Origin of the sequence: Pantoea wallisii (genome assembly GCF_002095485.1) — a bacterium.
GTDB classification, from domain to species: Bacteria; Pseudomonadota; Gammaproteobacteria; order Enterobacterales; family Enterobacteriaceae; genus Pantoea; species Pantoea wallisii.
The window spans coordinates 20,155-44,515 of the sequence record NZ_MLFS01000012.1; the positions used below are offsets into that span (position 1 = coordinate 20,155).

Sequence of the window (24,361 nt, forward strand, 5' to 3'; positions counted from 1 at the left end):
ACGGCGGTTCGCCGTGGCATGTAACACAGTCAGTTTCCTTAAAGGAATGTCAGGGATGTTAGCAGTTGATGAAAGGGCAGGCTTATACCCAAAAAGCATTGGTTATAACTTTTCGTTTGAATTTGTCCGGATATTAGTCACTTTGTCCATTTACCAGCCGGCTGACGCCATTTTGTAGCGTACTGAACAGCTGTTCCGGCCAGCCATTAGCACCAAAAGAGGGCATGCCGGCCGGGAACCAGAGCGCATAACCGACCAGCGCAAGACAGAGGGCGCGCTCCAACTGGTTACCTTTCTGACTTTTCAGAATAGGCAGACGAAAACGCCAGCGGCATGGCCACAGCAGCGGCACGCCAGCGGGCGTCAGCATATCTGCCACAATGTGACTCAGGTAGCCCAGCGTCATTCCCTGCAGCACATCGGCCGGCAGGAACCCGTCGGCAGGGATATTGATCTTAAAGAGCCACAGGCTTACGGCCACGGCCAGCAGGCTGTGGGTAAAACCGCGGTGGCCAAATGCCCGGGCTATCGGATGCGAAAGCCATTTTAACCGCTGGCCCAGCAGGGATTTGGGGTGATCGATGTCGGGCAGCAGGCAGGTCAGCAGCGTAGCCGGCACCAAATGCCACCAGTCGGCGCTGGCCAGGACCGGTGTCAGTTCGGCACGTTTAGCAAAAATCGCGCTGGCAATGGCAAAAATGATGTGGCCTTCGGCCGTCATGATAGAACCTGGCTGCAAAGAAAAAGCTGTCAATACATCCAGTATAGGGATTTATCCAGTAAATGAGAATGGTGACGCTGTAACGAAGCGTGAATATTTTTCCTTTCCCGCGCAGAGATCGCGCGGGAAATTCACCACCTGGCTTAGCGGGCCAGCCAGCCGCCATCCACGGCCAGCGTATAGCCGTGCACATAATCGGAAGCGGCTGACGCCAGAAAGACAACCGGGCCCATCATGTCATCCGGTTTACCCCAGCGCGCAGCAGGAATACGGCCCAGAATCTCCTCGTTACGCGAGGCGTCGTTACGCAACTGTTCCGTGTTGTTGGTGGCCATATAGCCCGGGGCAATTGCGTTCACATTAATACCGTGCGCTGCCCACTCGTTAGCCATCAGCCGGGTCAACCCCATCACCGCGCTTTTCGAGGCCGTATAAGAGGGCACGCGAATACCGCCCTGGAACGAGAGCATTGAGGCGATGTTGATGATCTTGCCGCCGTTGCCCTGAGCAATAAAGTGGCGCGCCACCTGTTGCGACAGGAAGAACAGGCTTTTGCTGTTGATGTTCATGACATCATCCCAATCCTGCTCGCTAAAGTTCAGCGCATCTTCGCGGCGGATAATGCCTGCATTATTAACGAGGATATTGATCCGTCCGGCCAGCGCGACCGCCTGTTCTACCACCTGCGGCACAACTGACGACTGCGTGAGGTCGGCCTGAATTGACCAGAAGCGCCGCCCGAGCGCCTCCACCTTTGCCTGCGTATCCGCCGGCCCGGCCCGGTTGACGCCAATGATATCGCAGCCCGCTTCCGCCAGCCCCAGCGCCATGCCCTGACCCAGGCCGGTGTTGCAGCCGGTTACCAGCGCGATTTTGCCTTCCAGATTAAACGCATTAAGAATCATACTTCGCTCCCGTTAGCGCAGTGCGCTGATGCTGACGTGATCCATATCATCGAACACCTGGTTTTCACCCACCATGCCCCAGATAAAGGTATAGCGCTGCGTCCCCACGCCGGCGTGAATCGACCAGCTGGGCGAGATCACAGCCTGCTCATTGTGTACCAGCAGATGGCGCGTCTCCTGAGGCTGGCCCATCATATGGAACACGGCGCTGTCGTCGGCCATATCAAAATAGAAGTAGACCTCCATGCGGCGCTCATGGGTGTGGCAAGGCATGGTATTCCACAGATTGCCCTCATCCAGCCGTGTCAGGCCCATGGTGAGCTGACAGGTCGGCAGCACATCCGGCACGATAAATTTATTGATGGTGCGGCGGTTAGAGGTCGCCGGATCGCCCAGCGTGGCTTTGACAGCCTCATTCAGCGTGATTTTTTTATCAGGGTAGCGGGTATGGGCCGGAGCGCTGTTGTAGTAAAACTTCGCCGGCTGGCTGGCGCTGTTGCTGCGGAATATCACGCTGTTTGCGCCCTGGCCAACGTACAGCGCCTCCTGATTGCCTATCTCCCAGGTTTTGCCGTCCACCTCAATCACGCCCGGCCCGCCGATATTGATCACGCCCAGCTCACGCCGTTCGAGAAAGTAGCTGACGCCAAGCTGCTTGCCCACCTCACTGCCAATTGTCACCGCCTGCTGCAGGGGCATGACGCCGCCGACGATAATGCGGTCGATGTGGCTGTAGGTCATGGTGTAGGTATCCGCAGCGAAAATCTTTTCGATGAGGAATTCGCGGCGCAGCGCGTCGGTGTCCAGGGTTTTGGCGTGATCGCTGTGAATGCTTTGACGAATGTCCATCTCAGGCCTCTCAAGAGTCAAAGGAAGTGTCCCGATGCGGGTCTTGGGGCATCTTAGGCAGGATGAGATACGAATTCAATAAAAATGAAACATCGTTTTATTTATTTGCGTGGACGATCAAATCTGTGCGGCGGCTTCCGCTGAACGACGGTGGATGATCGGGTGAGCAGAGAGGCGCCAGCCTGCCGGCGGAGGCAAGCCGGCAGGCTGCAATAAAGAGTGATATATCAGTTAAACAGATGCGCCGCGCGTAGCTGGGTCAGATCGTCCAGCTTCACGTTCGCCAGCGCCCAGCGCGCATCGTCGCGATGCTCAGCCGCCGGCACCACAATGGAGCGCATGCGTGCCGCTTTACAGGCAATCATGCCATTGAATGAATCCTCCAGCGCCACGCAGTTCAGGGGATCCACGCCCAGTGCGGCAGCGGCATCCAGATAGACCTGCGGATGCGGTTTGCTGTACGGCAGCGATTCGGCGGAGGCAAGAGCTGAAAAGTAGTGACGCAAATTGAACATCTCCAGCACCCGCTCCAGCATGTGCAGCGGGGAAGCCGACGCCAGCGCAATCTTCAATCCCTGCTGCTGACACAACTGCAGCGCCTGCTCTACGCCAGGCAGCAGCGGACGCTGCGCTTCGACCAGCGCCAGCGCCCGCGCAATGATACGCTGCGTCACCTCTGCCTGATCCGGCCCGCGCCACGGCAGCGCTTCGTACCACATTCTGACAGTCTGATCGATACGCAACCCCAGCGTATCCGGCAGCTCATGCCGGCGGCTAATGTCCACATTGAGGCTGGAAAAAATATCCAGCTCAGCCTGATCCCACAGCGGTTCCGAATCAATCAGCAAGCCATCCATATCAAAAATAGCGGCCAGCACAGGGCGACGATAGGTCATACAACAGCTCCGTTTGCAATTTTCCTTACCATATCATGTGCGCCGCCTAAAGCCGACTTACGGCAGGTTACGCATTTTTCAGGAAAAATTGCGGTAGTACAGGTAGACTTAGGGCAAAACTACTGTTCGTGAAGGGACGACACTATGACGTATCAACAGGCTGGCCGCATCGCCATCCTCAAGCGAGTGGCTGGCTGGGTGATTTTTATTCCGGCGCTGCTGTCCACCCTCATCTCCATGCTGGGCTTCCTGTTTAAGCACAGCGAAAAGCAGCCCGGCATTGATGCTGTCATGCTCGATTTTGTCCATGTCATGGTGGATATGATTAAATTTAATACGCCATTCCTGAACGTGTTCTGGAACAACTCGCCCGTGCCGGCGTTTAACGGCGCGGCCAACGTTGGTTTCTGGCTTATCTATATTTTGATCTTTGTTGGCATGGCGCTGCAGGCGTCGGGCGCGCGTATGTGGCGTCAATCGCGCCATGTAAAAGAGGGCATTGAAGACCAGCTGATTCTGGAGCAGGCGAAAGGCAGCGAAGGGCGCACGCGCGCACAGCTGGAGGAGAAGATCCACGTGCCGCGCCACACCATCCTGCTGCAAATCTTCCCGCTCTATATCCTGCCGGTGGTTATCGCGCTTGCAGGCTACTTCGTGCTGCGTCTGCTTGGCATGCTGTAAACGATCAGGCCGGTCTGGCCTGATGCTGACTCAGCGCATCATCAGCCAGTAGCTGGCCAATGGCGAACTGCGCTTCGTCACTCCAGCTGCCACCAAATACATTGGCCCGGTTCAGCAGGTAATAGAGCTGATAGACCGGCTGGCGCTGGGAGAAGCCCTCTGGCAGTGGCCATACGGCGTGGTAGCCTTCGTATATCTGCCGTGGCAGATCGGCGTAGTAGCTCAGCATGGCTAAATCGCACTCGCGATCGCCCCAGTAACAGGCGGGATCAAACAGCCAGGGCCCTGCGGCGCTGCCTGCGCAGTTGGCAGGCCACAAATCGCCGTGGAGTAAAGAGGGCTGAGGATGGTGGTTTGCCAGGCTGCGCTGTACGCAATCCACAATCGTCTCCATAGGGCCGTAGTGGACGCCTTTTTCTGCGGCCAGCTGTAACTGCCAGCCGATACGCTGCTCGGCAAAGAACACCGACCAGCGACGTAGCCAGCTGTTCGGTTGCGGTGTGGTGGTAATGTTGTTATCGAAGTCGAGGCCAAACTGCGGCTGCTCGCTCCACTGGTGCAGACGCGCCAGTTGTTGTCCCAGCTGGAATGCCGTATGGGGTTGCAGCGGTTCCGGCTGAATGTACTCCAGCAGCAGAAAGCTGGTGTCGCGATCGTTACCTACGCCGTAAACCTTTGGCACGCGTACCGTGCCCGTACGCGCCAGCAGATCAAGCTGGTCCGCTTCCCAGCTGAACAGCGTGATCATATCGCGCGTATTACACTTCACGAACACATCCAGCTCGCCGTAGCGGATGCGCCAGGCAGGATGTACATCGCCACCGGGCAGGGCGTGGCGTTCCGTTATTTCTGCCTCGCCGGCGTATTCGCTTAACAGTCGATTAATGGCTGACCACATTGGGTAATCCTCTTTATTCGCTGCGTAAGAACGATTGTAACGCTCAGAACTTAAGCAAAACCAGCGCGGTGACCTGTTTTTGCCTCGTGTCAGGGTTGTGCTTTTAAAAATGCATCCAACGTTGTCACCGAGACTTCCGGGCGCTGATGCAGCGCAACCTCTGCAAGAGCCGCTGCGTGATCGGCCAGATCCTGCTCTTCCAGTGCGCTGACAATGCCAAAGCTATTAGACCCTAACTCATGTGGATGGCCGTCATCATCATGCAGCGTGGTCGTGTAACCGCCGTTAACCATGGCACTGTTAAGCGATTGCAGATCGCCCAGACCTTTTTCCTGATAGCTGAATGTGACAACGTAACGATTAACGCCATGATCGCTCATCTTTCACCTCATTGTTATGGAACAGATTTCAGCGTAGACCAGCGCACCGTATAGAGCGAATTCTGTGCAATTTACCGGGGGCTGTATCAGATAAAAGGCAAGGAAGGTTTAAAAAAATTCTTGTAGCAATCTGGCTGCTATTTCAGTCATTGCCTCTTATAATGCGCCGCGTAAATGGGAGAAATCCCATTCACCGCGCGCTGCCAGCGCGAAACCTGGCTTTTCCGGTGCTTTCATATTTTTTTACAAAACTTACCGTAAATTGCATTGATCGCCCGGCAAAAAACTTCAGACTCATCGTTTTTTAAACTGCCGTACGGGTTACCTTTTAATGAAAGCCTTCAATAAGCTGTCCGCTGTTTTATTGCTCTCCGCCGGAGCATTTTGCCACCAGGCATTTGCAGATAACGCTGTATTTACCTCAATGGATGACCCTTCTACGGCAAAAAAACCGTTTGAAGGCACTGCGTCAGCCGGCTATCTCGCGCAGACCGGTAACACCACCAGCTCTTCACTGACCGCCTCTACCAGCATGACCTGGTATCAGACGTCCATGGCGTACAGCCTGTGGGGCAACGCGGCTAACACCTCTTCCAACGATGAGCGCTCTTCCGAGACCTATAACATCGGTGGTCGTAGCCGTTATAACCTCAACAGCGCTGACTACCTGTTTGGTCAGGCCAGCTGGCTGAGCGATCGCTTAAACGGTTACGACTCCCGTGATGTTCTGACCGCCGGTTACGGTCGCCAGATTCTCAACGGCCCGGTGCACTCGCTGCGTGCTGAATTTGGTCCGGGTGTGCGTTACGACGACTACCATGACGGTGGCCACGAGACCAAGGCCCTGGGTTACGGCGCGCTGAGCTACCAGTGGCAGCTGACCGACACCACGAAATTCATTCAGGGTGTATCGGTGTTGAGCAGCTTCGGTGAAGACACCACGCTGAACTCCGAGACCGCGTTGCAGGTGGCGATCAACGATCACTTCGCACTGAAACTGGGCTACAACGTAACCTGGAACAACAATCCGCCAGAATCTGCACCCGATCGTACCGATACCAAAACCACGGTCCAGCTCTCTTACGCGATGTAAGCGATGCACCAAAAAAACCGCCGTCCGGCCTGCGCCGTGCGGCGGTTTTTTTTTATCTCTCTTTGGGTTAGCGCCTTGGCCTATGGGTTTTGCTCAGCGGTGAAAGCTGCTATCATCGTTGCCGCTTTACGCGCCTGGCGTCATTCCGACAGTGTGGGTCTGACATCGCGCCGGGTAAAACAAACAAAACTCAATGTTGCATGTAGGCTTTCGTGTGGCTTACCACTGCGATTAAGGATATGAAATGCCAGTAATTACTCTTCCTGACGGCAGCCAGCGCGTCTTTGACCGTCCGGTCAGCGTGATGGATATTGCGTTGGATATCGGCCCGGGTCTGGCGAAAGCCTGTATCGCCGGTCGCGTTAACGGCGAGCTGGTGGATGCGGTTGATCCCATCACTGAAGATGCGCAGGTCGCAATCATTACGGCCAAAGATGAAGCCGGTCTGGAAATTATTCGTCACTCCTGTGCGCACCTGTTAGGGCATGCGATCAAGCAGCTGTGGCCGAATACCAAAATGGCAATTGGCCCGGTTATTGATAACGGTTTTTACTACGACGTTGATCTTGACCACACGCTGACCCAGGAAGATCTTGAGCAGCTGGAAAAGCGTATGCACCAGCTGGCAGAGACCAATTACGACGTCGTGAAGAAGAAGGTGAGCTGGCAGGAGGCGCGTGACGTATTTGCAGCACGCGGTGAGAGCTATAAAACCACCATTCTTGACGAAAATATCAGCCATGACGACCATCCTGGCTTGTATCATCATGAAGAATACATCGATATGTGCCGCGGTCCGCACGTACCGAATATGCGTTTCTGCCACCACTTCAAGCTGCAGAAGATCTCCGGGGCGTACTGGCGCGGCAACAGCGATAACAAGATGCTGCAGCGTATTTACGGTACCGCCTGGGGAGACAAAAAGCAGCTGGCTGCGTACCTGCAGCGTCTGGAAGAGGCCGCGAAGCGCGATCACCGTAAAATCGGTAAACAGCTTGATCTCTACCACATGCAGGAAGAGGCGCCGGGCATGGTGTTCTGGCACAATGACGGCTGGACCATCTTCCGCGAGCTGGAAGTGTTTGTGCGTACCAAGCTGAAAGAGTACGACTACCAGGAAGTGAAAGGTCCGTTTATGATGGACCGCGTGCTGTGGGAAAAAACCGGCCACTGGGAAAACTACAAAGAAGCGATGTTCACGACCTCTTCTGAGAACCGTGAGTATTGCATCAAGCCGATGAACTGCCCGGGGCACGTTCAGATCTTTAATCAGGGTCTGAAGTCCTACCGCGATCTGCCGCTGCGTATGGCCGAGTTTGGCAGCTGCCACCGTAACGAGCCATCTGGCGCGCTGCACGGTTTGATGCGCGTGCGCGGCTTCACGCAGGATGATGCACACATCTTCTGTACGGAAGATCAGGTGCGTGATGAAGTTAACAGCTGCATCCGTATGGTGTACGACATGTACAGCACCTTCGGTTTTGAAAAAATCGTGGTGAAGCTGTCGACCCGTCCGGAAAAACGTATCGGTACCGACGACATGTGGGACCGTGCTGAAGTGGATCTGGCCGAAGCGCTGAAAGAGAACGATATCCCGTTCGAGTATCAGCCGGGAGAAGGGGCGTTCTACGGCCCGAAAATTGAGTTTACCCTGTACGATTGTCTCGACCGCGCCTGGCAGTGTGGCACCGTTCAGCTAGACTTCTCCCTGCCAAAACGTCTGGATGCCACCTACGTGGGTGAAACCAACGATCGTCAGACGCCAGTGATGATTCACCGTGCGATTCTGGGTTCAATGGAGCGCTTCATCGGAATTCTGACTGAAGAGTTCGCCGGTTTCTTCCCGAGCTGGCTGGCACCGGTTCAGGCTGTGGTGATGAATATCACCGATGGTCAGGCAGAATATGTCAGTGAATTGACAAAGAAATTGCAAAATGCGGGCATTCGTGTCAAAGCAGACTTGAGAAACGAGAAGATAGGCTTTAAAATCCGCGAGCACACATTACGTCGCGTCCCTTATATGCTGGTCTGCGGTGAGAAAGAGGTGGAAGCAGGCAAAGTTGCCGTGCGCACCCGCCGTGGTAAAGACCTCGGGAGCATGGACGTAGATGTGTTTGTTGAGAAGCTGCAACAAGAGATTCGCAGCCGACATCTTCACCAATTAGAGGAATAAGGTTATTAAAGGCGGAAAACGAGTACAACCGACGCGTCCGAACCGTATTAACGGCGAAATCCGTGCTACCGAAGTGCGCTTAACAGGCGTAGACGGCGAGCAACTTGGCATTGTCTCACTGCGCGAAGCGATTGAGAAAGCTGAAGAAGCTGGCGTAGATTTAGTTGAAATCAGCCCGAACGCCGAACCGCCGGTTTGCCGTATTATGGATTACGGCAAGTTCCTTTATGAAAAGAGTAAGTCTTCTAAGGAACAGAAGAAGAAGCAAAAAGTTATCCAGGTTAAGGAGATCAAATTCCGTCCTGGTACCGATGATGGCGACTATCAGGTCAAACTACGCAACCTGATTCGCTTTCTCGAAGAAGGCGATAAAGCCAAAATCACGCTGCGTTTCCGTGGTCGTGAGATGGCGCACCAGCAGATCGGTATGGAAGTGCTTAACCGCGTCCGTAAAGACCTGTGTGAAGATCTGGATCTGGCCATTGTCGAATCCTTCCCTTCGAAGATCGAAGGCCGCCAGATGATCATGGTGCTCGCTCCTAAGAAGAAGCAGTAGGCCTTCAAGTAATAATGCCGCGCAGCGTTCGCGCTGTGCGGTTTTTATTCGCCTGTCTGGTTCATTTTATTAACAATGCGAAGTGGATATTTGTAAAAATGCCAAAGATTAAAACTGTACGTGGCGCGGCCAAGCGCTTCAAGAAGACCGCTTCTGGCGGCTTCAAGCGTAAGCACGCAAACCTGCGTCATATTCTGACTAAGAAATCAACTAAGCGTAAACGTCACCTGCGTCCGAAAGGCATGGTGTCTAAAGGCGATCTGGGTCTGGTTGTTGCCTGCCTGCCGTACGCATAAGTTTATTTTTTTATTAATTTGCCTGAAACGTTGCGTTAAGGCCGCTGGCCAGCACGGTAAGGCACAACAGAATATGATTAAGGAGAGCTCATGGCTCGCGTAAAACGTGGTGTAATTGCTCGCGCACGTCACAAGAAAATCTTAAAACAAGCTAAAGGCTACTATGGTGCACGTTCACGTGTTTACCGCGTTGCCTTCCAGGCTGTTATCAAAGCTGGTCAGTATGCTTACCGTGACCGTCGTCAACGTAAGCGTCAGTTCCGTCAGCTGTGGATCGCACGTATTAACGCTGCGGCGCGTCAGAACGGCATCTCTTACAGCCGTTTCATCAATGGCCTGAAAAAAGCGTCCATTGAAATTGACCGTAAAATCCTGGCCGACATCGCTGTATTCGACAAAGTGACATTTACTGCACTGGTTGAAAAAGCGAAATCAGCTCTGGCGTAAGTCAGTTAGAAAAGGGAGCTTGCTCCCTTTTTTATTGCCTGCAACTCACGCAAAAGATTGACATTTTAGCCGCCTGGCATTTCAATAGTGCGGTTTCGATCATGACAAGGTAACGCAAGCATGCACGCTGCTATTTTCCGTTTCTTTTTTTACTTTAGCGCCTGAACATCAGGGGCTTTTGCGCATAAGAAAAGAAACGAAAAATCGCGCTGAAAGCCTCCCTCGTGGAGGCTTTTTTGTTTCTGGCGACACTTAATCGGATCGCACGATCCCAACAAGAACTGACCAGCCCGGCTGGAAGAAGAGGAAATCATGTCCCAACTCGCAGACCTGGTGGCTCGTGCCACGGCCGCCATCGACGAGGCGTCGGATATCGCCGCCCTGGACGCCGTGCGCGTCGAATTTTTAGGTAAAAAAGGGCACCTGACGCTGCAGATGACGACTCTGCGTGAACTGCCTGCAGAGGAGCGACCGGCCGCCGGTGCCGTTATCAATGAAGCGAAACAGCAGGTTCAGGATCGCCTTAACGCGCGCAAACAGACGCTGGAAAGCGCAGAGCTGAACGCCCGTCTGGCAGCAGAAACCATTGATGTCTCCCTGCCGGGCCGTCGCGTTGAGAATGGCGGTCTGCATCCGGTCACGCGCACCATCGATCGTATTGAGACCTTCTTCGGCGAGCTGGGTTTTGCCGTCGCCACCGGTCCGGAAATTGAGGACGACTATCACAACTTTGATGCCCTGAATATTCCAGGTCATCACCCGGCGCGTGCCGATCACGACACCTTCTGGTTTGACGCTACGCGTCTGCTGCGTACGCAGACCTCCGGCGTGCAGATCCGCACCATGAAGACCCAGCAGCCACCGATTCGCGTCATCGCGCCGGGTCGCGTGTACCGTAATGACTACGATCAGACGCACACGCCGATGTTCCATCAGATGGAGGGGCTGATTGTTGATAAAGACATCAGCTTTACCAACCTGAAGGGCACGCTACATGACTTCCTGAACAACTTCTTCGAAGAGAATCTGCAGATTCGCTTCCGTCCGTCCTACTTCCCGTTTACTGAACCATCAGCGGAAGTGGACGTGATGGGCAAAAATGGCAAGTGGCTGGAAGTGCTGGGCTGCGGCATGGTGCACCCGAACGTTCTGCGCAACGTCGGCATCGATCCGGAGATCTACTCCGGCTTCGCCTTCGGTATGGGCATGGAGCGTCTCACTATGCTGCGCTATGGCGTGACCGATCTGCGCGCCTTCTTCGAAAATGATTTACGTTTCCTCAAACAATTTAAATAAGGGCAGGTTATCCAATGAAATTCAGTGAACTCTGGTTACGCGAATGGGTAAATCCAGCCCTGGACAGCGCAGCGCTGTCTGAGCAAATCACCATGGCCGGTCTGGAAGTGGATGGCGTGGAGGCTGTTGCCGGTGCGTTCCACGGCGTGGTCGTAGGGGAAGTGGTGGAGTGCGGCCAGCACCCGAATGCCGACAAACTGCGCGTGACCAAAATTAACGTGGGCGGCGATCGCCTGCTGGATATCGTCTGCGGCGCACCTAACTGCCGTCAGGGCCTGAAAGTGGCTGTCGCAACCGTGGGCGCGGTACTGCCGGGTGATTTCAAAATCAAAGCCGCGAAACTGCGCGGCGAACCCTCTGAAGGCATGCTGTGCTCCTTCTCTGAGCTGGGTATTTCCGAGGATCATGACGGTATTATCGAGCTGCCTGCCGATGCGCCGGTCGGCACCGATATCCGTGCTTATCTGCAGCTGGACGATAACACCATTGAAATCAGCGTTACGCCTAACCGTGCTGACTGCCTCGGTATCATTGGTGTGGCCCGTGACGTGGCTGTGGTAAACGGCCTGCCGCTGACCGAACCGGTTATTGAGCCGGTCGCGCCGACCATCACCGATACCTTCCCGATTCGCGTTGATGCTACGGATGCCTGTCCGCGCTACCTCGGTCGCGTCGTGAAAGGCATCAACGTCAAGGCCGCTACCCCGCTGTGGATGCGTGAAAAGCTGCGTCGCTGTGGCATTCGCTCAATCGATCCGGTGGTTGATATCACCAACTATGTGCTGCTGGAGCTCGGCCAGCCTATGCACGCCTTCGATCTGGACCGCATTGATGGCGGCATCGTGGTGCGCATGGCGAAAGAGGGCGAAACCCTGACGCTGCTGGATGGCAGCGAAGCAAAACTCAACAGCGATACGCTGGTGATTGCTGATCACCACAAAGCACTGGCGATGGGTGGCATTTTCGGTGGCGAGCACTCGGGCGTGAATGAAGAGACGCAGAATGTCCTGTTCGAGTGCGCCTTCTTTGATCCGCTGGCCATTACCGGCCGCGCGCGTCGTCACGGCCTGCACACCGATGCATCCCATCGCTACGAGCGCGGTGTTGATCCGGCGCTGCAGTTTAAAGCCCTTGAGCGCGCAACCCAGCTACTGCTGGCGATCTGCGGTGGCGAAGCCGGCCCGATCATTGATCGGACCGATGCCAGTAAACTGCCGCCGCGCGCAAAAATCACGCTGCGTCGCGAAAAGCTGGACCGCCTGATTGGTCACGTTATTGCCGATGAACAGGTGACTGATATCCTGACGCGCCTGGGGTGTGAAGTGACCGCCGGCAACGGTGAGTGGCAGGCGGTGGCCCCGAGCTGGCGTTTTGATATGGCGATTGAAGAAGATCTGGTGGAAGAGGTGGCGCGCGTTTACGGCTACAACAACATTCCGGACGTACCGGTCAAAGCCAGCCTGATCATGACGCAGCACCGTGAAGCTGCGCTCTCGCTGAAGCGGGCAAAAAATCTGCTGGTGGATAAAGGCTACCAGGAAGCCATCACCTACAGCTTTGTTGATCCCAAGGTTCAGCAGCTGCTGCACCCGGGCGAAGAGGCCCTGATTTTACCCAGCCCGATCTCCAGCGATATGTCGGCCATGCGCCTGTCACTGTGGACCGGTCTGCTGGGCGCCGTGGTCTATAACCAAAACCGTCAGCAGGGTCGTGTGCGTCTGTTTGAGAGCGGTTTGCGCTTTGTTCCTGATACGCAGGCCGATCTCGGTATCCGCCAGGATCTTATGCTGGCGGGCGTATTAAGCGGTAACCGCTTCGAAGAGCACTGGGATCTGGCGCGCCAGACGGTTGACTTCTATGATTTGAAAGGCGATTTAGAGTCTTTGCTGGAGTTAACCGGTAAGCTGGATGAAATTTCGTTCCGTGCTGAAGCCAATCCGGCGCTGCACCCGGGACAGAGTGCCGCAATTTATCTGCGTGATGAACGAATCGGATTTATCGGGGTGGTTCATCCGGAGCTGGAACGTAAGCTGGATCTTAACGGCCGCACCTTAGTGTTTGAACTGCTTTGGAATAAGGTTGCAGACCGCGTACTGCCTGACGCGCGCGAGATTTCACGCTTCCCGGCAAACCGTCGTGATATTGCTGTAGTGGTGGCGGAAAACGTGCCAGCAGCAGATATCATCGCGGAGTGTAAGAAAGTTGGCGTAAATCAGATAGTTGGCGTAAACTTGTTTGACGTGTACCGTGGTAAGGGCGTAAACGAGGGTGAAAAGAGCCTCGCGATTAGCCTGATTTTGCAGGATACCAGCCGGACACTCGAAGAAGAGGAGATTGCTGCGACCGTTGCCAAATGCGTTGCAGCATTAAAAGAGCGATTCCAGGCAACCTTGAGGGATTGAACCTATGGCGCTTACAAAAGCTGAAATGTCAGAGTACCTGTTTGAAAAACTCGGGTTGAGCAAACGCGATGCCAAAGAGTTGGTGGAGCTTTTTTTTGAAGAGGTTCGCCGTGCGTTGGAAAACGGAGAACAGGTAAAACTGTCTGGATTTGGTAATTTTGATCTGCGTGACAAAAACCAGCGTCCAGGCCGTAACCCTAAGACGGGGGAAGATATTCCAATCACCGCCCGCCGCGTGGTGACATTCCGTCCTGGGCAGAAGTTGAAAAGTCGCGTTGAGAACGCGTCACCCAAGGATGCTGACTGATTTCAGTATGACAAAAAGGCCGCGTAGCGGCCTTTTTTATTGGCCGCGATCCGCTGGCTTTCTTTTTGCTGTAATCTCTCTACAATCAAATCTCTGTTTTCTCAGTCAATCTTATCTATGACTCTGCTGGATCAGCTCGCTCATCACGCCAATCGGCGCAGCCAGCGCTGGATTCTTGTGCTCGCCACCTTACTGGCACTGCTGCTGGTCATTAGCCTGTGCGCCGGTGATAGCTGGATCTCCCCAACCGCGTGGTTCTCTGCAAGCGGCGACCTGTTCGTCTGGCAGCTGCGTCTGCCGCGCACGCTGGCCGTGCTGCTGGTAGGGGCGGCGCTGGCGGTATGCGGTGTGGTGATGCAGGCGCTGTTTAATAATCCGCTGGCGGAGCCGGGTCTGCTGGGCGTATCCAATGGGGCAGGTATTGGCCTGGTGCTGGGGGTGCTGCTTGGCAATGGTGCGCTGTGGAGCCTGGCGCTGGCCGCGATGGCCGGCGCGCTGCTGATTACGCTGCTTCTGCTGCACTTCGCCCACCGACAGCTCTCCGCAAGCCGGCTACTCCTGACGGGCGTGGCGCTGGGCATTATCTGTAGCGCCATCATGACCTGGGCCGTGTACTTTAGTACCAGCCTCGATCTGCGCCAGTTAATGTACTGGATGATGGGCGGCTTTAGCGGCATCGACTGGCGTTATGGCTGGATGATGCTGGCACTGCTGCCGGTCATGCTTGGCCTGCTGGGCAGTGCGCGCACCCTGAACTTACTGGCGCTGGGCGAGACCTCAGCGCGCCAGCTTGGTTTACCGCTGTTACTGTGGCGAAACCTGCTGGTGCTGGCGATGGGCTGGCTGGTGGGTGTGAGCGTGGCGATGGCCGGGGCGATCGGGTTTGTCGGGCTGGTGATCCCCCATCTGCTGCGACTGAGCGGAATCAGCGATCATCGCTATCTGTTACCGGCGGCCGCGCTGGCGGGCGCCGCCGTGCTGCTGGCGGCGGATATTATCGCACGCCTGGTGCTGACCTCCGCTGAGCTGCCGATTGGCGTGGTCACGGCCACGCTCGGCGCACCGCTGTTTATCATGTTATTAGTAAAGTCCTCGCGCTAGCTGCGGCTGGCTGTGTGCAATTAACGACAGGAATCGACGATGAGCATTTATGAAACCGAACTGGTGACGCTGGATGGTGACAAAACGACGCTGGCCGCCTGGCAGGGCAAAGTACTGCTGGTGGTAAACGTAGCCTCCAAATGTGGCCTGACGCCGCAATATGAGCAGCTGGAAGCGCTACAGAAGGCCTGGCAGGCGAAAGATTTCAGCGTGATTGGCTTCCCGTGCAACCAGTTCCTGGAGCAGGAGCCTGGCAGCAATGAAGAGATCAAAACTTTTTGCAGCACCACCTACGGTGTGACCTTCCCGCTGTTTGATAAAACAGAGGTCAACGGTGAGCAGCGTCATCCGCTCTACCGCCAGCTGGTGGCGGCGCAACCGGAAGCCGAGCGTCCGGCCGGCAGCGGTTTCCTTGAACGTATGGAGAGCAAAGGGCGCGCGCCTAAAGCGCCTGGCGATATCCTGTGGAATTTTGAAAAGTTCCTGATCGATAAGCAGGGCAACGTGATTGCCCGCTTCTCGCCCGATATGACGCCGGACGATCCGATCATCCTCAAGCGCATTGAACAGGCGCTGGCGGCCTGAGTGCTATTGCAGTGCCAGGGCGTCAGCGTTGCAGGGCGGCTGACGCCCGCTGACCTCACGCTGAACCAAGGTGAACGGGTGCACCTTGTCGGCCCGAACGGTGCCGGCAAGAGCACGCTGCTCAGCGTACTGGCAGGGTTACTGCCTGCGCGGGGAGGCATTCAACTGGCGGGAGAAGCGCTGACAAGCCTGCCCGGTGCGACGCTGGCACAGCTGCGCGCCTGGCTACCCCAGCAGCACGCCGTGCCAGGCACGCTGCCGGTGTGGCACTATCTGCGTATGCACATGACACAAGCCGCGCCTGTCACTGATAGCGTGCTGGCTGACATTCTGACCCAGCTCAGCCTGCAGGATAAGCTAACACGCAACCTGAGGCAGCTTTCGGGCGGCGAGTGGCAGCGGGTACGTTTAGCGGCGGTAGTACTGCAGATTCATCCGGCAATCAATCCGCGCGGGCGCCTGCTGGTGCTGGATGAACCGATGACGGCGCTTGACGTGGCGCAGCAGCATGCAGTGGATAGATTGCTGGCGCAGCTGTGTCAGGCGGGCATCGCTATTATTGCCAGTGGGCACGATCTCAACCATAGCCTGCGCCATGCCGATCGCGTATGGCTAATGCATCAGGCGCGGTAGTCAGCCAGGGCAGGGCGGACGAGGTCTTGACGGCGGCACGGCTGGCACCGCTATACCAAACCCGCTTCGAACAGATTGATACGCCGCACGGGCCACTGCTGATTATTCCTTAGCTTGCAGGCCGTACCGCTTTACCGCTACAGTATTGGCCGGACGACGGTATGTAAGGACTTCTCTGATGCGGCTGACTCTTTTGGTTATTGCACTCCTGCTGGCCGGTTGTAGCCACCACGCGCCACCCCCCAACGGGCGACTGTCCGATTCCATCACCGTCATCGCCCAGCTCAACGATCAACTCAACCGCTGGCACGGCACACCTTACCGTTATGGCGGCTTAAGCCGGGGCGGCGTGGATTGCTCCGGTTTTGTTTACCTCACTTTTCGCGATCAATTCGCCATGCAGCTGCCGCGTTCGACCCTGGCGCAAACCGATATCGGCACGCGCATCGATAAGCGCGATCTGCTGCCCGGAGACTTACTCTTCTTTAAAACCGGGAGCGGCGAAAATGGCTTGCACGTGGGTATTTATGATACCGATAACAGCTTCATTCACGCCTCAACCAGCCAGGGCGTGATTCGCTCATCGCTGGATAATGTCTATTGGCGGAAAGTTTTCTGGCAGGCTCGCAGAATCTAATCTGCTGACTTTATTGTCGGAAAAAGACGCAAAAAGCCAATGGTTTTAACTTCAGTGTTAATTCCATTTTTATGGAAAATATAACTCTCATTTAAAATGGCACTTTACCCTCAGCGCATTTAATACTAAAAAGAGTACGCAATACATTTAAGCAGTAAGGACATCAACCCCGGTCATTTGGCTTATGTGTTATTAAATGCCTGAAACGGGGCAATTAGACAAAAAACGGCGTCTCTTCTCACGTTTGGTCCTATTGCCTGACCGTTTTCATTGATATACGATGCGCCAATTGCCACTTCTTCTGGCTGTAGAAATGAAAGTCCATTTATCTGCCGACTATCAGTCGGAAACCTGGTTTTATCCAGCCTATACTCTGACAGGCCAGCTGACGGCCGTTGAGCTGGTCACACAATTTGTGCACGACAGCGCGCCCATTACGCTGCCGCAGGATCTGCTCTTGCCGCAGTTAGATGATGCACAACAATTACGTTTACTGCAGAGCCAGTTATCACTGCTGGAAAAATACCGGGACTTTTTTGAGTTGCATCAAATTATCGCGCTGGTTCGTATTGATGAATCAATGGCGATGACGCTATTAGCGAGTGAGTTTCTGTTAAGAAAATTTAAACAGCTCCCTTTTATTGTGCTGGATATTAGCGAAACGTTTCGCGCATTGTCAGAGGGAAAAAATCAGCCGCTATTAGCGCGCCTGCATCAGGAATTTCGCTTATCGCTTTCACAATTTGGGGCAGGAAAAGCACCAGCAACTGCTGTTTACGATAATCTGTTTAGCGTGTTAAAGCTGGATAAAACATTTATTCAGGGGCTGGCAAAACGTGCCTCTTTTACGCCCTTCATTCAGGCTGTTATCGATAACTTTCCACCAGCACGCCGCAAATAATAATTTGTGGCGTGGACGATAATGCGCTGCTGGAAAAAGTCACTACGCTGAACGGTGCGCAGATGCAGGGCGCGCTGTTCCCGGTAGTTAAAGCCGATCGGTTAGGCGATCTCATCTATCCTCACGTCACGCTCACTACGCCTTCGCAGCAGTAAACCCTCCACCTGTTCTCTGCGCCATCACGGCGGTAGACTACCCTTAACGTTTGACACGCAATGCAGGTGCCGCCCCGGGCGCACCTTCGGGAGTCGTAATGCAATTTGTTAATAGCTGGCAGCAAGAGTTGCCAGGATTTTATACGGCGCTGAAACCAACACCGCTCGCCGGTGGCCGGCTGTTTTACTCTAATGTGCCGCTGGCAGCAGAGATGGGCGTTGATGAGGCGCTGTTTGCGGATGAAGGACACGGCGTATGGAGCGGACGTGACCTGCTGTCCGGCATGTCGCCGCTGGCGCAGGTGTATAGCGGCCATCAGTTTGGCGTCTGGGCGGGCCAGCTTGGTGACGGACGCGGTATTCTTCTGGGCGAGCAGCAGCTGCCGGACGGACGCAAACTGGACTGGCATCTTAAAGGCGCTGGCCTGACGCCCTATTCACGTATGGGCGACGGCCGCGCGGTGATCCGCTCCAGCGTGCGTGAGTTCCTCGCTTCCGAGGCGCTGCACCATCTGGGCATTCCCACCACGCGCGCGCTGGCACTGGCAATTGGTGATGAACCGGTGCTGCGTGAGACCCGCGAGCGCGGTGCGATGCTGATGCGCATCGCGGAGAGCCATCTGCGCTTCGGCCATTTTGAACACTTCTATTATGGCGGCGAGCAGGAGAAGGTGCGCCAGCTGGCCGATTACGCCATTCGCCACCACTGGCCGCATCTGCAGGATGAGGCAGATCGCTATCTGCTGTGGTTCAGCGACGTAGTGCTTCGCACCGCGCGTCTTATCGCTCTGTGGCAGAGCGTGGGGTTCGCGCATGGCGTCATGAACACCGATAATATGTCGATTCTTGGCCTGACGCTGGATTACGGACCGTACGGGTTCCTTGATGACTATCAGCCTGATTTTATCTGCAACCATAGCGACTATCAGGGGCGCTACGCGTTTCAAAACCAGCCAGCCGTCGGCTTGTGGAACCTCAACCGACTGGCCCATGCGCTATCTGGTTTGCTGAGCACGGAACAGCTGAAACAGGCATTGAGCCTGTATGAAGGCGAGCTAATGCGCGTCTGGGGCGAGAAGATGCGGGCTAAACTGGGCTTGCTGACCGCTGATGAACATGACAATGCGCTCCTGACCCGCTTACTGGGACTGATGACGCAGGAGCGCAGCGATTATACGTTTACCTTCCGCCAGCTGAGCGACACGCAGCAGCAGGAGACCCGGTCGCCGCTGCGTGACGAATTTATCGATCGCGACGCTTTTGATCGCTGGTATGCGGATTACCGACAGCGTCTGCTGCAGGAGAGTGTCAGTGACGACGCGCGTCAGGCCGTTATGAAAGCGGCGAATCCGGCGCTGGTTTTACGCAACTATCTGGCGCAGCAGGTGATTGATGAAGTTGAAAAGGGCGAGAAGGCGGCGTTGACGACGTTGCATCTGGCGCTGCAGCAGCCCTTTAATGAGGCGACCATCAGCGCAGAGCTGCGCCAGCGGCCACCTGAATGGGGCAAAACGCTGGAAGTGAGCTGTTCCAGCTAATAACGATCAGAAACGGCTGTCCACTGCGGCAGCCAGTTTTGCCAGCACGTCGGCGCTCTCTTCCCATCCGAGGCACGGATCGGTAATGGACTGGCCGTAAGTTAGCGCTTCTCCGCTCACCACTTTCTGATTGCCCTCCTGCAGGAAACTCTCAATCATCACGCCGGCAACCGCACGTGAGCCGGCACGAATCTGGGCGGCAACGTCATCGGCGACATCACGCTGGCGGCGATGCTGCTTCAGGCAGTTGCCGTGGCTGAAATCAATCACCAGCTGCTGCGGTAAATTGAACTCACGCAGGTTAGCGGCAGCGGCTGCCACATCTTCGGCATGATAGTTGGGCTGGCGTCCACCGCGCAAAATCACATGGCCATGCGGATTACCGCTGGTCTGGTAGATTGTCATCTGGCCATTTTTGTCCGGCGAGAGAAACATATGACTGACGCGTGAGGCGCGGATCGCGTCCACGGCGATCTGCACGTTACCGTCCGTGCCGTTTTTGAAGCCCACCGGGCAAGAGAGGGCAGATGCCATTTCGCGATGGATCTGGCTTTCGGTAGTGCGTGCACCAATAGCGCCCCAGCTAATCAGGTCAGCGATAAACTGGCCGATCACCATATCCAGGAACTCGGTAGCGGTCGGCATGCCGATTGCGTTGATATCCAGCAGCAGCTTACGGGCAATAGCAATCCCACGGTTGACATCAAAACTGCCGTCGAGATCCGGATCGGAGATCAAGCCTTTCCAGCCCACCACCGTACGCGGTTTTTCAAAATAGGCGCGCATAACAATTTCGAGGCGATCTTGATACTGCTCACGCAGTACATTGAGTCGTTCAGCGTAGTCGAGCGCCGCTTTAGGATCGTGCAGTGAGCAGGGGCCGATAATCACCAGCAGGCGCGGATCCTCACCGGTGAGAATGCGGGCGATCCGCTGGCGCGCCGCCGTTACGCTGGCGGCGATATCCGCTGAGAGAGGGTATTGTTGCGCGAGGCTCGCCGGCGTCAGCAGGCTGCCGATGCGCGCGGTACGCAGTTCATCAGTTTTGTTCATTGGGATTCTCAAAATCTTTTCTTCGCAACGGTGAAATACCGGGAAGTGATGATGGTCACAATAAACCATTAGCTCGTGAATTCAACCAGCCAAATCAAAAGGGTATGCAAAAACAGACGGAAGCCAGGTTTTTTTACCCGCTTCGCGTCTGCCGATCTGCATTAGTACATGCTGCGACGCAGACCCATAATGTCGAGAATTTTCGTCGCAATCTCCTCAACCGAGTAGTTGGTGCTGTTCAAATAGCGAATCTGATGCTGACGGAACAGCGCTTCCACTTCGCCCACCTCCAGGCGGCACTGGCGCATTGAGGCATAACGGGTATTTTCGGCGCGCTCCTGGCGAATCGCGGCCAGACGCTCCGGATCAATCGTCAGGCCAAACAGCTTGTGCTGATGTTCACGCAGCGCGGGCGGCAGCTTAAGGTTATCCATATCATCAGCAATAAAAGGGTAGTTCGCGGCGCGCACGCCAAACTGCATAGCCAGATAGAGGCTGGTGGGCGTTTTACCGCAGCGGGAGACGCCCAGCAGAATGACCTGAGCATCCTCAAGCCCGCGCAGGGAGATGCCATCATCGTGCGCCAGCGTATAATCAATCGCGGCAATACGGGCGTCATATTTGCCCAGGTTACTGGCCGTCAAACCGTGCGTGCGGTGCGCCACCGGCATGGAGGAGACGCCCAGCTCACTCTGCAGAGGAGCAACCAGTGCCTGCACAATATCCTGACAAAAACCCTCGCTCTCCAGAATGATTTCGCGCACATCGGGCGTCACAATCGAGAAAAACACCAGAGGACGCACGCCACTCTGCTGAAAGAGTGCGTTGATCTGCGCCTTCACGGCCTGCGCACGTTGGACATTTTCTACAAAGGGCAGCGTAACGCTATTGGTGTTCACCGGAAATTGGGACAGCACCGCATGGCCCAGCACTTCGGCGGTGATGGCGGTCCCATCTGAGATGTAGAACACGCTACGTTCTGAACTCATAAATGACACATCCTCTTTTTTACTTTTGTGTAACATTACCATTGCCAGTATTTCATTTTAATTCATTATAAAATTAATTATCCATGAGGCTCCTGTCCTGCGCCCTTTATCTGCAGTGCAATTTATTCATATTAGATGAAATAGTGTTTTGAAAATCGCTAATTTTTCGCTTTTTCCATGCCGCGCACAAAATAGCGCCTAAGGGCGTTGCGCAACAAAATACAAGAGCTAACTCTCTGAAAAGGGGAAAAATATCACTATAGCAATCTGTTAGCGGTAAATAGCATCGTTGCGCAACACGTTTTATTTCGCGGAGTAGTCCTATTTTGTCGCTGTTTTTTTGCTTTAACGATTCAACACTTAGTGTTTATTAATCGATTGTGCCAGGCTGTTTTGGCGAATAGCAAAATGTTCCATGTGCTTTAATCATTTAAAAGGATTATCTCAATGTCCAATCAAGACCAACAGTCCTTAGTGCTCTGGTACAACCAGCTTGGCATGCATGATGTTGATCGGGTAGGGGGCAAGAATGCTTCCCTGGGAGAAATGATTACGAATTTGTCGTCGCTGGGCGTTTCCGTGCCTAACGGCTATGCCACGACATCTTACGCCTTTAATCTGTTTCTCGATCAAAGCGGACTGAACCAGCGTATTTATGATTTGCTGGACAAAACGGATATTGATGATGTTGCTGAGCTGGCGCAGGCCGGTAAACAAATTCGTCAATGGGTCGTGGACACGCCATTCCAGCCGGAGCTGGAAGAGGCGATTCGCACTGCTTATGAGCAGCTCTCTTCTGATGACGCCGAGGCCTCTTTCGCGGTGCGTTCATCGGCTACCGCCGAGGACATGCCCGATGCCTCCTTTGCCGGTCAGCAGGAAACCTTCCTGAACGTGCAGGGCTTCGATGCGGTACTGGTTGCCGTTAAGCACGTTTACGCTTCCTTATTTAACGATCGCGCCATCTCCTACCGCGTGCATCAGGGCTACGATCACCGCGGTGTTGCCCTGTCTGCCGGGATTCAGCGCATGGTGCGATCGGATCTCGCTTCATCAGGCGTGATGTTTACCATTGATACCGAGTCCGGTTTCGACCAGGTGGTCTTTATCACCTCGGCGTTCGGTCTGGGTGAGATGGTGGTTCAGGGTGCCGTTAACCCTGATGAGTTTTACGTGCACAAACCGACGCTGGCGGCTAACCGCCCGGCGATTGTTCGCCGGACCATGGGCTCGAAGAAAATCCGCATGGTTTACGCCGATTCGCAGGAGCACGGCGAGCAGGTACGCATTGAAGATGTTGACCAGGCAGAGCGTGACCGCTTCAGCCTGACCGACGAGGAAGTGCAGGATCTGGCGCGCCAGGCGGTACTGATTGAGCAGCACTATAAGCGTCCGATGGATATCGAGTGGGCCAAAGATGGTCATACCGGCAAACTGTTTATTGTGCAGGCGCGTCCGGAAACAGTGCGCTCAAACGGTCAGGTGATGGAGCGCTATAACCTGCAGGGCAAAGGCAAAGTACTGGTCGAGGGGCGCGCGATTGGCCACCGTATCGGCGCAGGTGAAGTGAAAGTTATTCACGACATCAGCGAAATGCACCGCATTGAAAAGGGCGATGTGCTGGTAACTGACATGACCGACCCGGACTGGGAACCGATCATGAAGAAGGCCTCTGCCATCGTGACCAACCGCGGCGGCCGTACCTGCCACGCGGCGATTATCGCGCGTGAGCTGGGTATTCCGGCGGTTGTCGGCTGTGGTGACGCTACCGATCACCTGAAAGATGGTCATAAGGTTACGGTCTCTTGCTCTGAAGGCGATACCGGTTACGTGTACGACGACCTGCTGGACTTTGAAGTGACCAGTTCGCAGGTGGATACCATGCCGGACCTGCCGCTGAAGATTATGATGAACGTCGGGAATCCGGACCGCGCTTTTGATTTTGCCTGCCTGCCCAATGAGGGCGTGGGCCTGGCGCGCCTTGAGTTCATCATCAACCGCATGATTGGCGTACACCCGAAAGCGCTGCTGGAGTTTGATCAGCAGACGCCTGAGCTGCAGGCGCAGATTCGTCAGATGATGAAAGGGTTTGATGACCCGGTTGAGTTCTATATCGCACGTCTGACGGAAGGGATTGCCACTCTTGGCGCAGCCTTTGCGCCGAAACGGGTGATTGTGCGTTTATCTGACTTTAAATCCAATGAGTACGCCAACCTGGTTGGCGGCGAGCGGTATGAGCCAGAAGAGGAGAACCCGATGCTGGGATTCCGTGGCGCCGGTCGTTATGTTGCGGATAGCTTCCGTGACTGCTTCGCTCTGGAGTGTGAGGCGGTGAAGCGTGTCCGTAATGAGATGGGCCTGACCAACGTTGAGATCATGATTCCTTTCGTCCGGACGGTTGACCAGGCGCAGGCAGTGGTCGCTGAGCTGGCGAAGCATGGACTGAAGCGTGGTGAAAATGGGCTGAAGGTGATCATGATGTGCGAGATCCCTTCTAATGCCCTGCTGGCCGAGCAGTTCCTGGAGCACTTCGACGGCTTCTCTATCGGCTCTAATGACATGACGCAGCTGGCGTTAGGTCTGGACCGCGACTCCGGCGTTGTTTCTGCACTGTTTGATGAGCGCAACGAAGCCGTGAAAGCGCTGCTGTCGATGTCAATTCAGGCGGCGAAAAAGCAGGGTAAATATGTCGGTATCTGCGGTCAGGGTCCGTCGGACCATCAGGACTTCGCTGCCTGGCTGATGGAGCAGGGTATTGATAGCCTCTCTCTTAACCCGGATACGGTTGTTGAGACCTGGTTAAGTCTGGCTGAGCTGAATAGTGCAAAAGCATAAGTAAGCAACGGTAATAACGCGTTCGGTGAAGATC

At 55.1% G+C, this 24,361-nt stretch carries 23 protein-coding genes, 2 pseudogenes and 1 other annotated feature; of the genes and pseudogenes, 17 read left to right on the forward strand and 8 right to left on the reverse strand.

All coding sequences use genetic code 11. The features are described 5' to 3' along the window. Nucleotides 1–133: 133 nt before the first annotated feature. From HA48_RS06310 to hxpB, 4 genes are all read right to left on the reverse strand, one after another. A complete protein-coding gene (locus tag HA48_RS06310) occupies nucleotides 134–721 on the reverse strand; it encodes a metal-dependent hydrolase (RefSeq protein WP_128600270.1) in 588 nt (195 codons plus the stop codon). A 143-nt stretch (nucleotides 722–864) separates the two neighbouring features. Further along, a complete protein-coding gene (kduD, locus tag HA48_RS06315) occupies nucleotides 865–1,626 on the reverse strand; it encodes a 2-dehydro-3-deoxy-D-gluconate 5-dehydrogenase KduD (protein WP_128600271.1) in 762 nt (253 codons plus the stop codon). Nucleotides 1,627–1,638: 12 nt separating this feature from the next. After that, entirely contained in the window at nucleotides 1,639–2,475 is an 837-nt protein-coding gene (gene kduI / locus HA48_RS06320) for a 5-dehydro-4-deoxy-D-glucuronate isomerase (RefSeq protein WP_128600272.1), read from the reverse strand. 227 nt (nucleotides 2,476–2,702) lie between these two features. Beyond that, complete coding sequence (gene hxpB, locus HA48_RS06325; protein WP_128600273.1) at nucleotides 2,703–3,371, reverse strand: hexitol phosphatase HxpB; 669 nt, start codon at nucleotides 3,369–3,371, stop codon at nucleotides 2,703–2,705. A gap of 144 nt (nucleotides 3,372–3,515) precedes the next feature. On the opposite strand from hxpB, the gene HA48_RS06330 reads away from it, so the two are divergent. After that, the gene (locus tag HA48_RS06330; protein WP_128600274.1) at nucleotides 3,516–4,052 is read left to right on the forward strand and encodes a YniB family protein; all 537 of its coding nucleotides are present in this window, start codon (nucleotides 3,516–3,518) and stop codon (nucleotides 4,050–4,052) included. Nucleotides 4,053–4,056: 4 nt separating this feature from the next. On the opposite strand, the gene HA48_RS06335 is transcribed toward HA48_RS06330, so the two are convergent. Further along, nucleotides 4,057–4,950: a fructosamine kinase family protein gene (locus HA48_RS06335; RefSeq protein ID WP_128600275.1), complete on the reverse strand. Its 894-nt coding sequence runs from the start codon at nucleotides 4,948–4,950 to the stop codon at nucleotides 4,057–4,059. An 89-nt stretch (nucleotides 4,951–5,039) separates the two neighbouring features. Next, nucleotides 5,040–5,330: a type V toxin-antitoxin system endoribonuclease antitoxin GhoS gene (gene ghoS / locus HA48_RS06340; RefSeq protein ID WP_128600276.1), complete on the reverse strand. Its 291-nt coding sequence runs from the start codon at nucleotides 5,328–5,330 to the stop codon at nucleotides 5,040–5,042. 331 nt (nucleotides 5,331–5,661) lie between these two features. Here ghoS and HA48_RS06345 point away from each other — a divergent pair, with 331 nt between their 5' ends. From HA48_RS06345 to HA48_RS06415, 15 genes and pseudogenes are all read left to right on the forward strand, one after another. Continuing rightward, nucleotides 5,662–6,423, forward strand: coding sequence for a DUF481 domain-containing protein (locus tag HA48_RS06345; RefSeq protein ID WP_128600277.1), 762 nt, complete (start codon nucleotides 5,662–5,664; stop codon nucleotides 6,421–6,423). Nucleotides 6,424–6,667: 244 nt separating this feature from the next. Further along, complete coding sequence (gene thrS, locus HA48_RS06350; protein ID WP_128600278.1) at nucleotides 6,668–8,596, forward strand: threonine--tRNA ligase; 1,929 nt, start codon at nucleotides 6,668–6,670, stop codon at nucleotides 8,594–8,596. Nucleotides 8,597–8,600: 4 nt separating this feature from the next. After that, complete coding sequence (gene infC / locus HA48_RS06355; RefSeq protein ID WP_128600279.1) at nucleotides 8,601–9,152, forward strand: translation initiation factor IF-3; 552 nt, start codon at nucleotides 8,601–8,603, stop codon at nucleotides 9,150–9,152. A gap of 98 nt (nucleotides 9,153–9,250) precedes the next feature. Beyond that, complete coding sequence (rpmI, locus tag HA48_RS06360) at nucleotides 9,251–9,448, forward strand: 50S ribosomal protein L35 (protein ID WP_006118955.1); 198 nt, start codon at nucleotides 9,251–9,253, stop codon at nucleotides 9,446–9,448. Nucleotides 9,449–9,538: 90 nt separating this feature from the next. Continuing rightward, nucleotides 9,539–9,895 carry a 50S ribosomal protein L20 gene (gene rplT, locus HA48_RS06365; protein ID WP_007892678.1) on the forward strand — a complete coding sequence of 119 codons (357 nt, stop codon included), beginning with the start codon at nucleotides 9,539–9,541 and terminating at the stop codon, nucleotides 9,893–9,895. Nucleotides 9,896–10,010: 115 nt separating this feature from the next. Further along, nucleotides 10,011–10,136, forward strand: a sequence feature (Phe leader region). After that, nucleotides 10,016–10,060 (forward strand): pheST operon leader peptide PheM, encoded by a 45-nt coding sequence (pheM, locus tag HA48_RS06370; protein ID WP_121626058.1) that lies wholly within the window; start codon nucleotides 10,016–10,018, stop codon nucleotides 10,058–10,060. (Overlaps the previous feature by 45 nt.) 71 nt (nucleotides 10,137–10,207) lie before the next feature. Next, entirely contained in the window at nucleotides 10,208–11,191 is a 984-nt protein-coding gene (gene pheS / locus HA48_RS06375; protein WP_128600280.1) for a phenylalanine--tRNA ligase subunit alpha, read from the forward strand. 14 nt (nucleotides 11,192–11,205) lie between these two features. After that, nucleotides 11,206–13,593 (forward strand): phenylalanine--tRNA ligase subunit beta, encoded by a 2,388-nt coding sequence (gene pheT, locus HA48_RS06380; RefSeq protein WP_128600281.1) that lies wholly within the window; start codon nucleotides 11,206–11,208, stop codon nucleotides 13,591–13,593. Nucleotides 13,594–13,597: 4 nt separating this feature from the next. After that, the gene (gene ihfA, locus HA48_RS06385) at nucleotides 13,598–13,900 is read left to right on the forward strand and encodes an integration host factor subunit alpha (protein WP_021506246.1); all 303 of its coding nucleotides are present in this window, start codon (nucleotides 13,598–13,600) and stop codon (nucleotides 13,898–13,900) included. A gap of 117 nt (nucleotides 13,901–14,017) precedes the next feature. After that, a complete protein-coding gene (btuC, locus tag HA48_RS06390) occupies nucleotides 14,018–15,001 on the forward strand; it encodes a vitamin B12 ABC transporter permease BtuC (protein ID WP_128600282.1) in 984 nt (327 codons plus the stop codon). A gap of 39 nt (nucleotides 15,002–15,040) precedes the next feature. Next, nucleotides 15,041–15,586 (forward strand): glutathione peroxidase, encoded by a 546-nt coding sequence (locus HA48_RS06395; protein ID WP_128600283.1) that lies wholly within the window; start codon nucleotides 15,041–15,043, stop codon nucleotides 15,584–15,586. Beyond that, nucleotides 15,587–16,332, forward strand: a pseudogene (gene btuD, locus HA48_RS06400) (vitamin B12 ABC transporter ATP-binding protein BtuD). Nucleotides 16,333–16,397: 65 nt separating this feature from the next. Further along, nucleotides 16,398–16,856, forward strand: a complete 459-nt coding sequence (locus HA48_RS06405; RefSeq protein WP_128600284.1) for an NlpC/P60 family protein — start codon at nucleotides 16,398–16,400, stop codon at nucleotides 16,854–16,856. A gap of 313 nt (nucleotides 16,857–17,169) precedes the next feature. Beyond that, nucleotides 17,170–17,912 (forward strand): annotated as a pseudogene (locus tag HA48_RS06410) (EAL domain-containing protein). Nucleotides 17,913–18,010: 98 nt separating this feature from the next. Next, the gene (locus tag HA48_RS06415) at nucleotides 18,011–19,450 is read left to right on the forward strand and encodes a protein adenylyltransferase SelO (RefSeq protein ID WP_128600285.1); all 1,440 of its coding nucleotides are present in this window, start codon (nucleotides 18,011–18,013) and stop codon (nucleotides 19,448–19,450) included. A gap of 6 nt (nucleotides 19,451–19,456) precedes the next feature. Here the strand turns inward: HA48_RS06415 and HA48_RS06420 are convergent, their stop codons facing one another. After that, a complete protein-coding gene (locus HA48_RS06420; RefSeq protein ID WP_128600286.1) occupies nucleotides 19,457–20,503 on the reverse strand; it encodes a 3-deoxy-7-phosphoheptulonate synthase in 1,047 nt (348 codons plus the stop codon). A 161-nt stretch (nucleotides 20,504–20,664) separates the two neighbouring features. Beyond that, the gene (ppsR, locus tag HA48_RS06425) at nucleotides 20,665–21,492 is read right to left on the reverse strand and encodes a posphoenolpyruvate synthetase regulatory kinase/phosphorylase PpsR (RefSeq protein WP_128600287.1); all 828 of its coding nucleotides are present in this window, start codon (nucleotides 21,490–21,492) and stop codon (nucleotides 20,665–20,667) included. Between the two features lie 447 nt (nucleotides 21,493–21,939). Between ppsR and ppsA the strand changes: the two genes are divergently transcribed. After that, on the forward strand, nucleotides 21,940–24,327 hold the full coding sequence (gene ppsA, locus HA48_RS06430) for a phosphoenolpyruvate synthase (RefSeq protein ID WP_128600288.1): 2,388 nt from the start codon (nucleotides 21,940–21,942) through the stop codon (nucleotides 24,325–24,327). Nucleotides 24,328–24,361: the final 34 nt, after the last annotated feature.

Excerpts from the sequence above, each read along its gene's own strand:
- HA48_RS06345 (WP_128600277.1), top strand. The coding sequence starts at position 5,662 with ATGAAAGCCTTCAATAAGCTGTCCGCTGTTTTATTGCTCTCCGCCGGA.
- HA48_RS06395 (WP_128600283.1), top strand. The coding sequence starts at position 15,041 with ATGAGCATTTATGAAACCGAACTGGTGACGCTGGATGGTGACAAAACG.
- ppsA (WP_128600288.1), top strand. The coding sequence starts at position 21,940 with ATGTCCAATCAAGACCAACAGTCCTTAGTGCTCTGGTACAACCAGCTT.
- HA48_RS06335 (WP_128600275.1), bottom strand. The coding sequence starts at position 4,950 with ATGTGGTCAGCCATTAATCGACTGTTAAGCGAATACGCCGGCGAGGCA.
- HA48_RS06420 (WP_128600286.1), bottom strand. The coding sequence starts at position 20,503 with ATGAACAAAACTGATGAACTGCGTACCGCGCGCATCGGCAGCCTGCTG.
- kduI (WP_128600272.1), bottom strand. The coding sequence starts at position 2,475 with ATGGACATTCGTCAAAGCATTCACAGCGATCACGCCAAAACCCTGGAC.
- btuC (WP_128600282.1), top strand. The coding sequence starts at position 14,018 with ATGACTCTGCTGGATCAGCTCGCTCATCACGCCAATCGGCGCAGCCAG.
- ghoS (WP_128600276.1), bottom strand. The coding sequence starts at position 5,330 with ATGAGCGATCATGGCGTTAATCGTTACGTTGTCACATTCAGCTATCAG.
- HA48_RS06415 (WP_128600285.1), top strand. The coding sequence starts at position 18,011 with ATGCAATTTGTTAATAGCTGGCAGCAAGAGTTGCCAGGATTTTATACG.
- rpmI (WP_006118955.1), top strand. The coding sequence starts at position 9,251 with ATGCCAAAGATTAAAACTGTACGTGGCGCGGCCAAGCGCTTCAAGAAG.
- HA48_RS06405 (WP_128600284.1), top strand. The coding sequence starts at position 16,398 with ATGCGGCTGACTCTTTTGGTTATTGCACTCCTGCTGGCCGGTTGTAGC.
- ppsR (WP_128600287.1), bottom strand. The coding sequence starts at position 21,492 with ATGAGTTCAGAACGTAGCGTGTTCTACATCTCAGATGGGACCGCCATC.
- ihfA (WP_021506246.1), top strand. The coding sequence starts at position 13,598 with ATGGCGCTTACAAAAGCTGAAATGTCAGAGTACCTGTTTGAAAAACTC.
- HA48_RS06330 (WP_128600274.1), top strand. The coding sequence starts at position 3,516 with ATGACGTATCAACAGGCTGGCCGCATCGCCATCCTCAAGCGAGTGGCT.
- pheT (WP_128600281.1), top strand. The coding sequence starts at position 11,206 with ATGAAATTCAGTGAACTCTGGTTACGCGAATGGGTAAATCCAGCCCTG.
- thrS (WP_128600278.1), top strand. The coding sequence starts at position 6,668 with ATGCCAGTAATTACTCTTCCTGACGGCAGCCAGCGCGTCTTTGACCGT.
- hxpB (WP_128600273.1), bottom strand. The coding sequence starts at position 3,371 with ATGACCTATCGTCGCCCTGTGCTGGCCGCTATTTTTGATATGGATGGC.
- HA48_RS06310 (WP_128600270.1), bottom strand. The coding sequence starts at position 721 with ATGACGGCCGAAGGCCACATCATTTTTGCCATTGCCAGCGCGATTTTT.
- pheS (WP_128600280.1), top strand. The coding sequence starts at position 10,208 with ATGTCCCAACTCGCAGACCTGGTGGCTCGTGCCACGGCCGCCATCGAC.
- rplT (WP_007892678.1), top strand. The coding sequence starts at position 9,539 with ATGGCTCGCGTAAAACGTGGTGTAATTGCTCGCGCACGTCACAAGAAA.
- kduD (WP_128600271.1), bottom strand. The coding sequence starts at position 1,626 with ATGATTCTTAATGCGTTTAATCTGGAAGGCAAAATCGCGCTGGTAACC.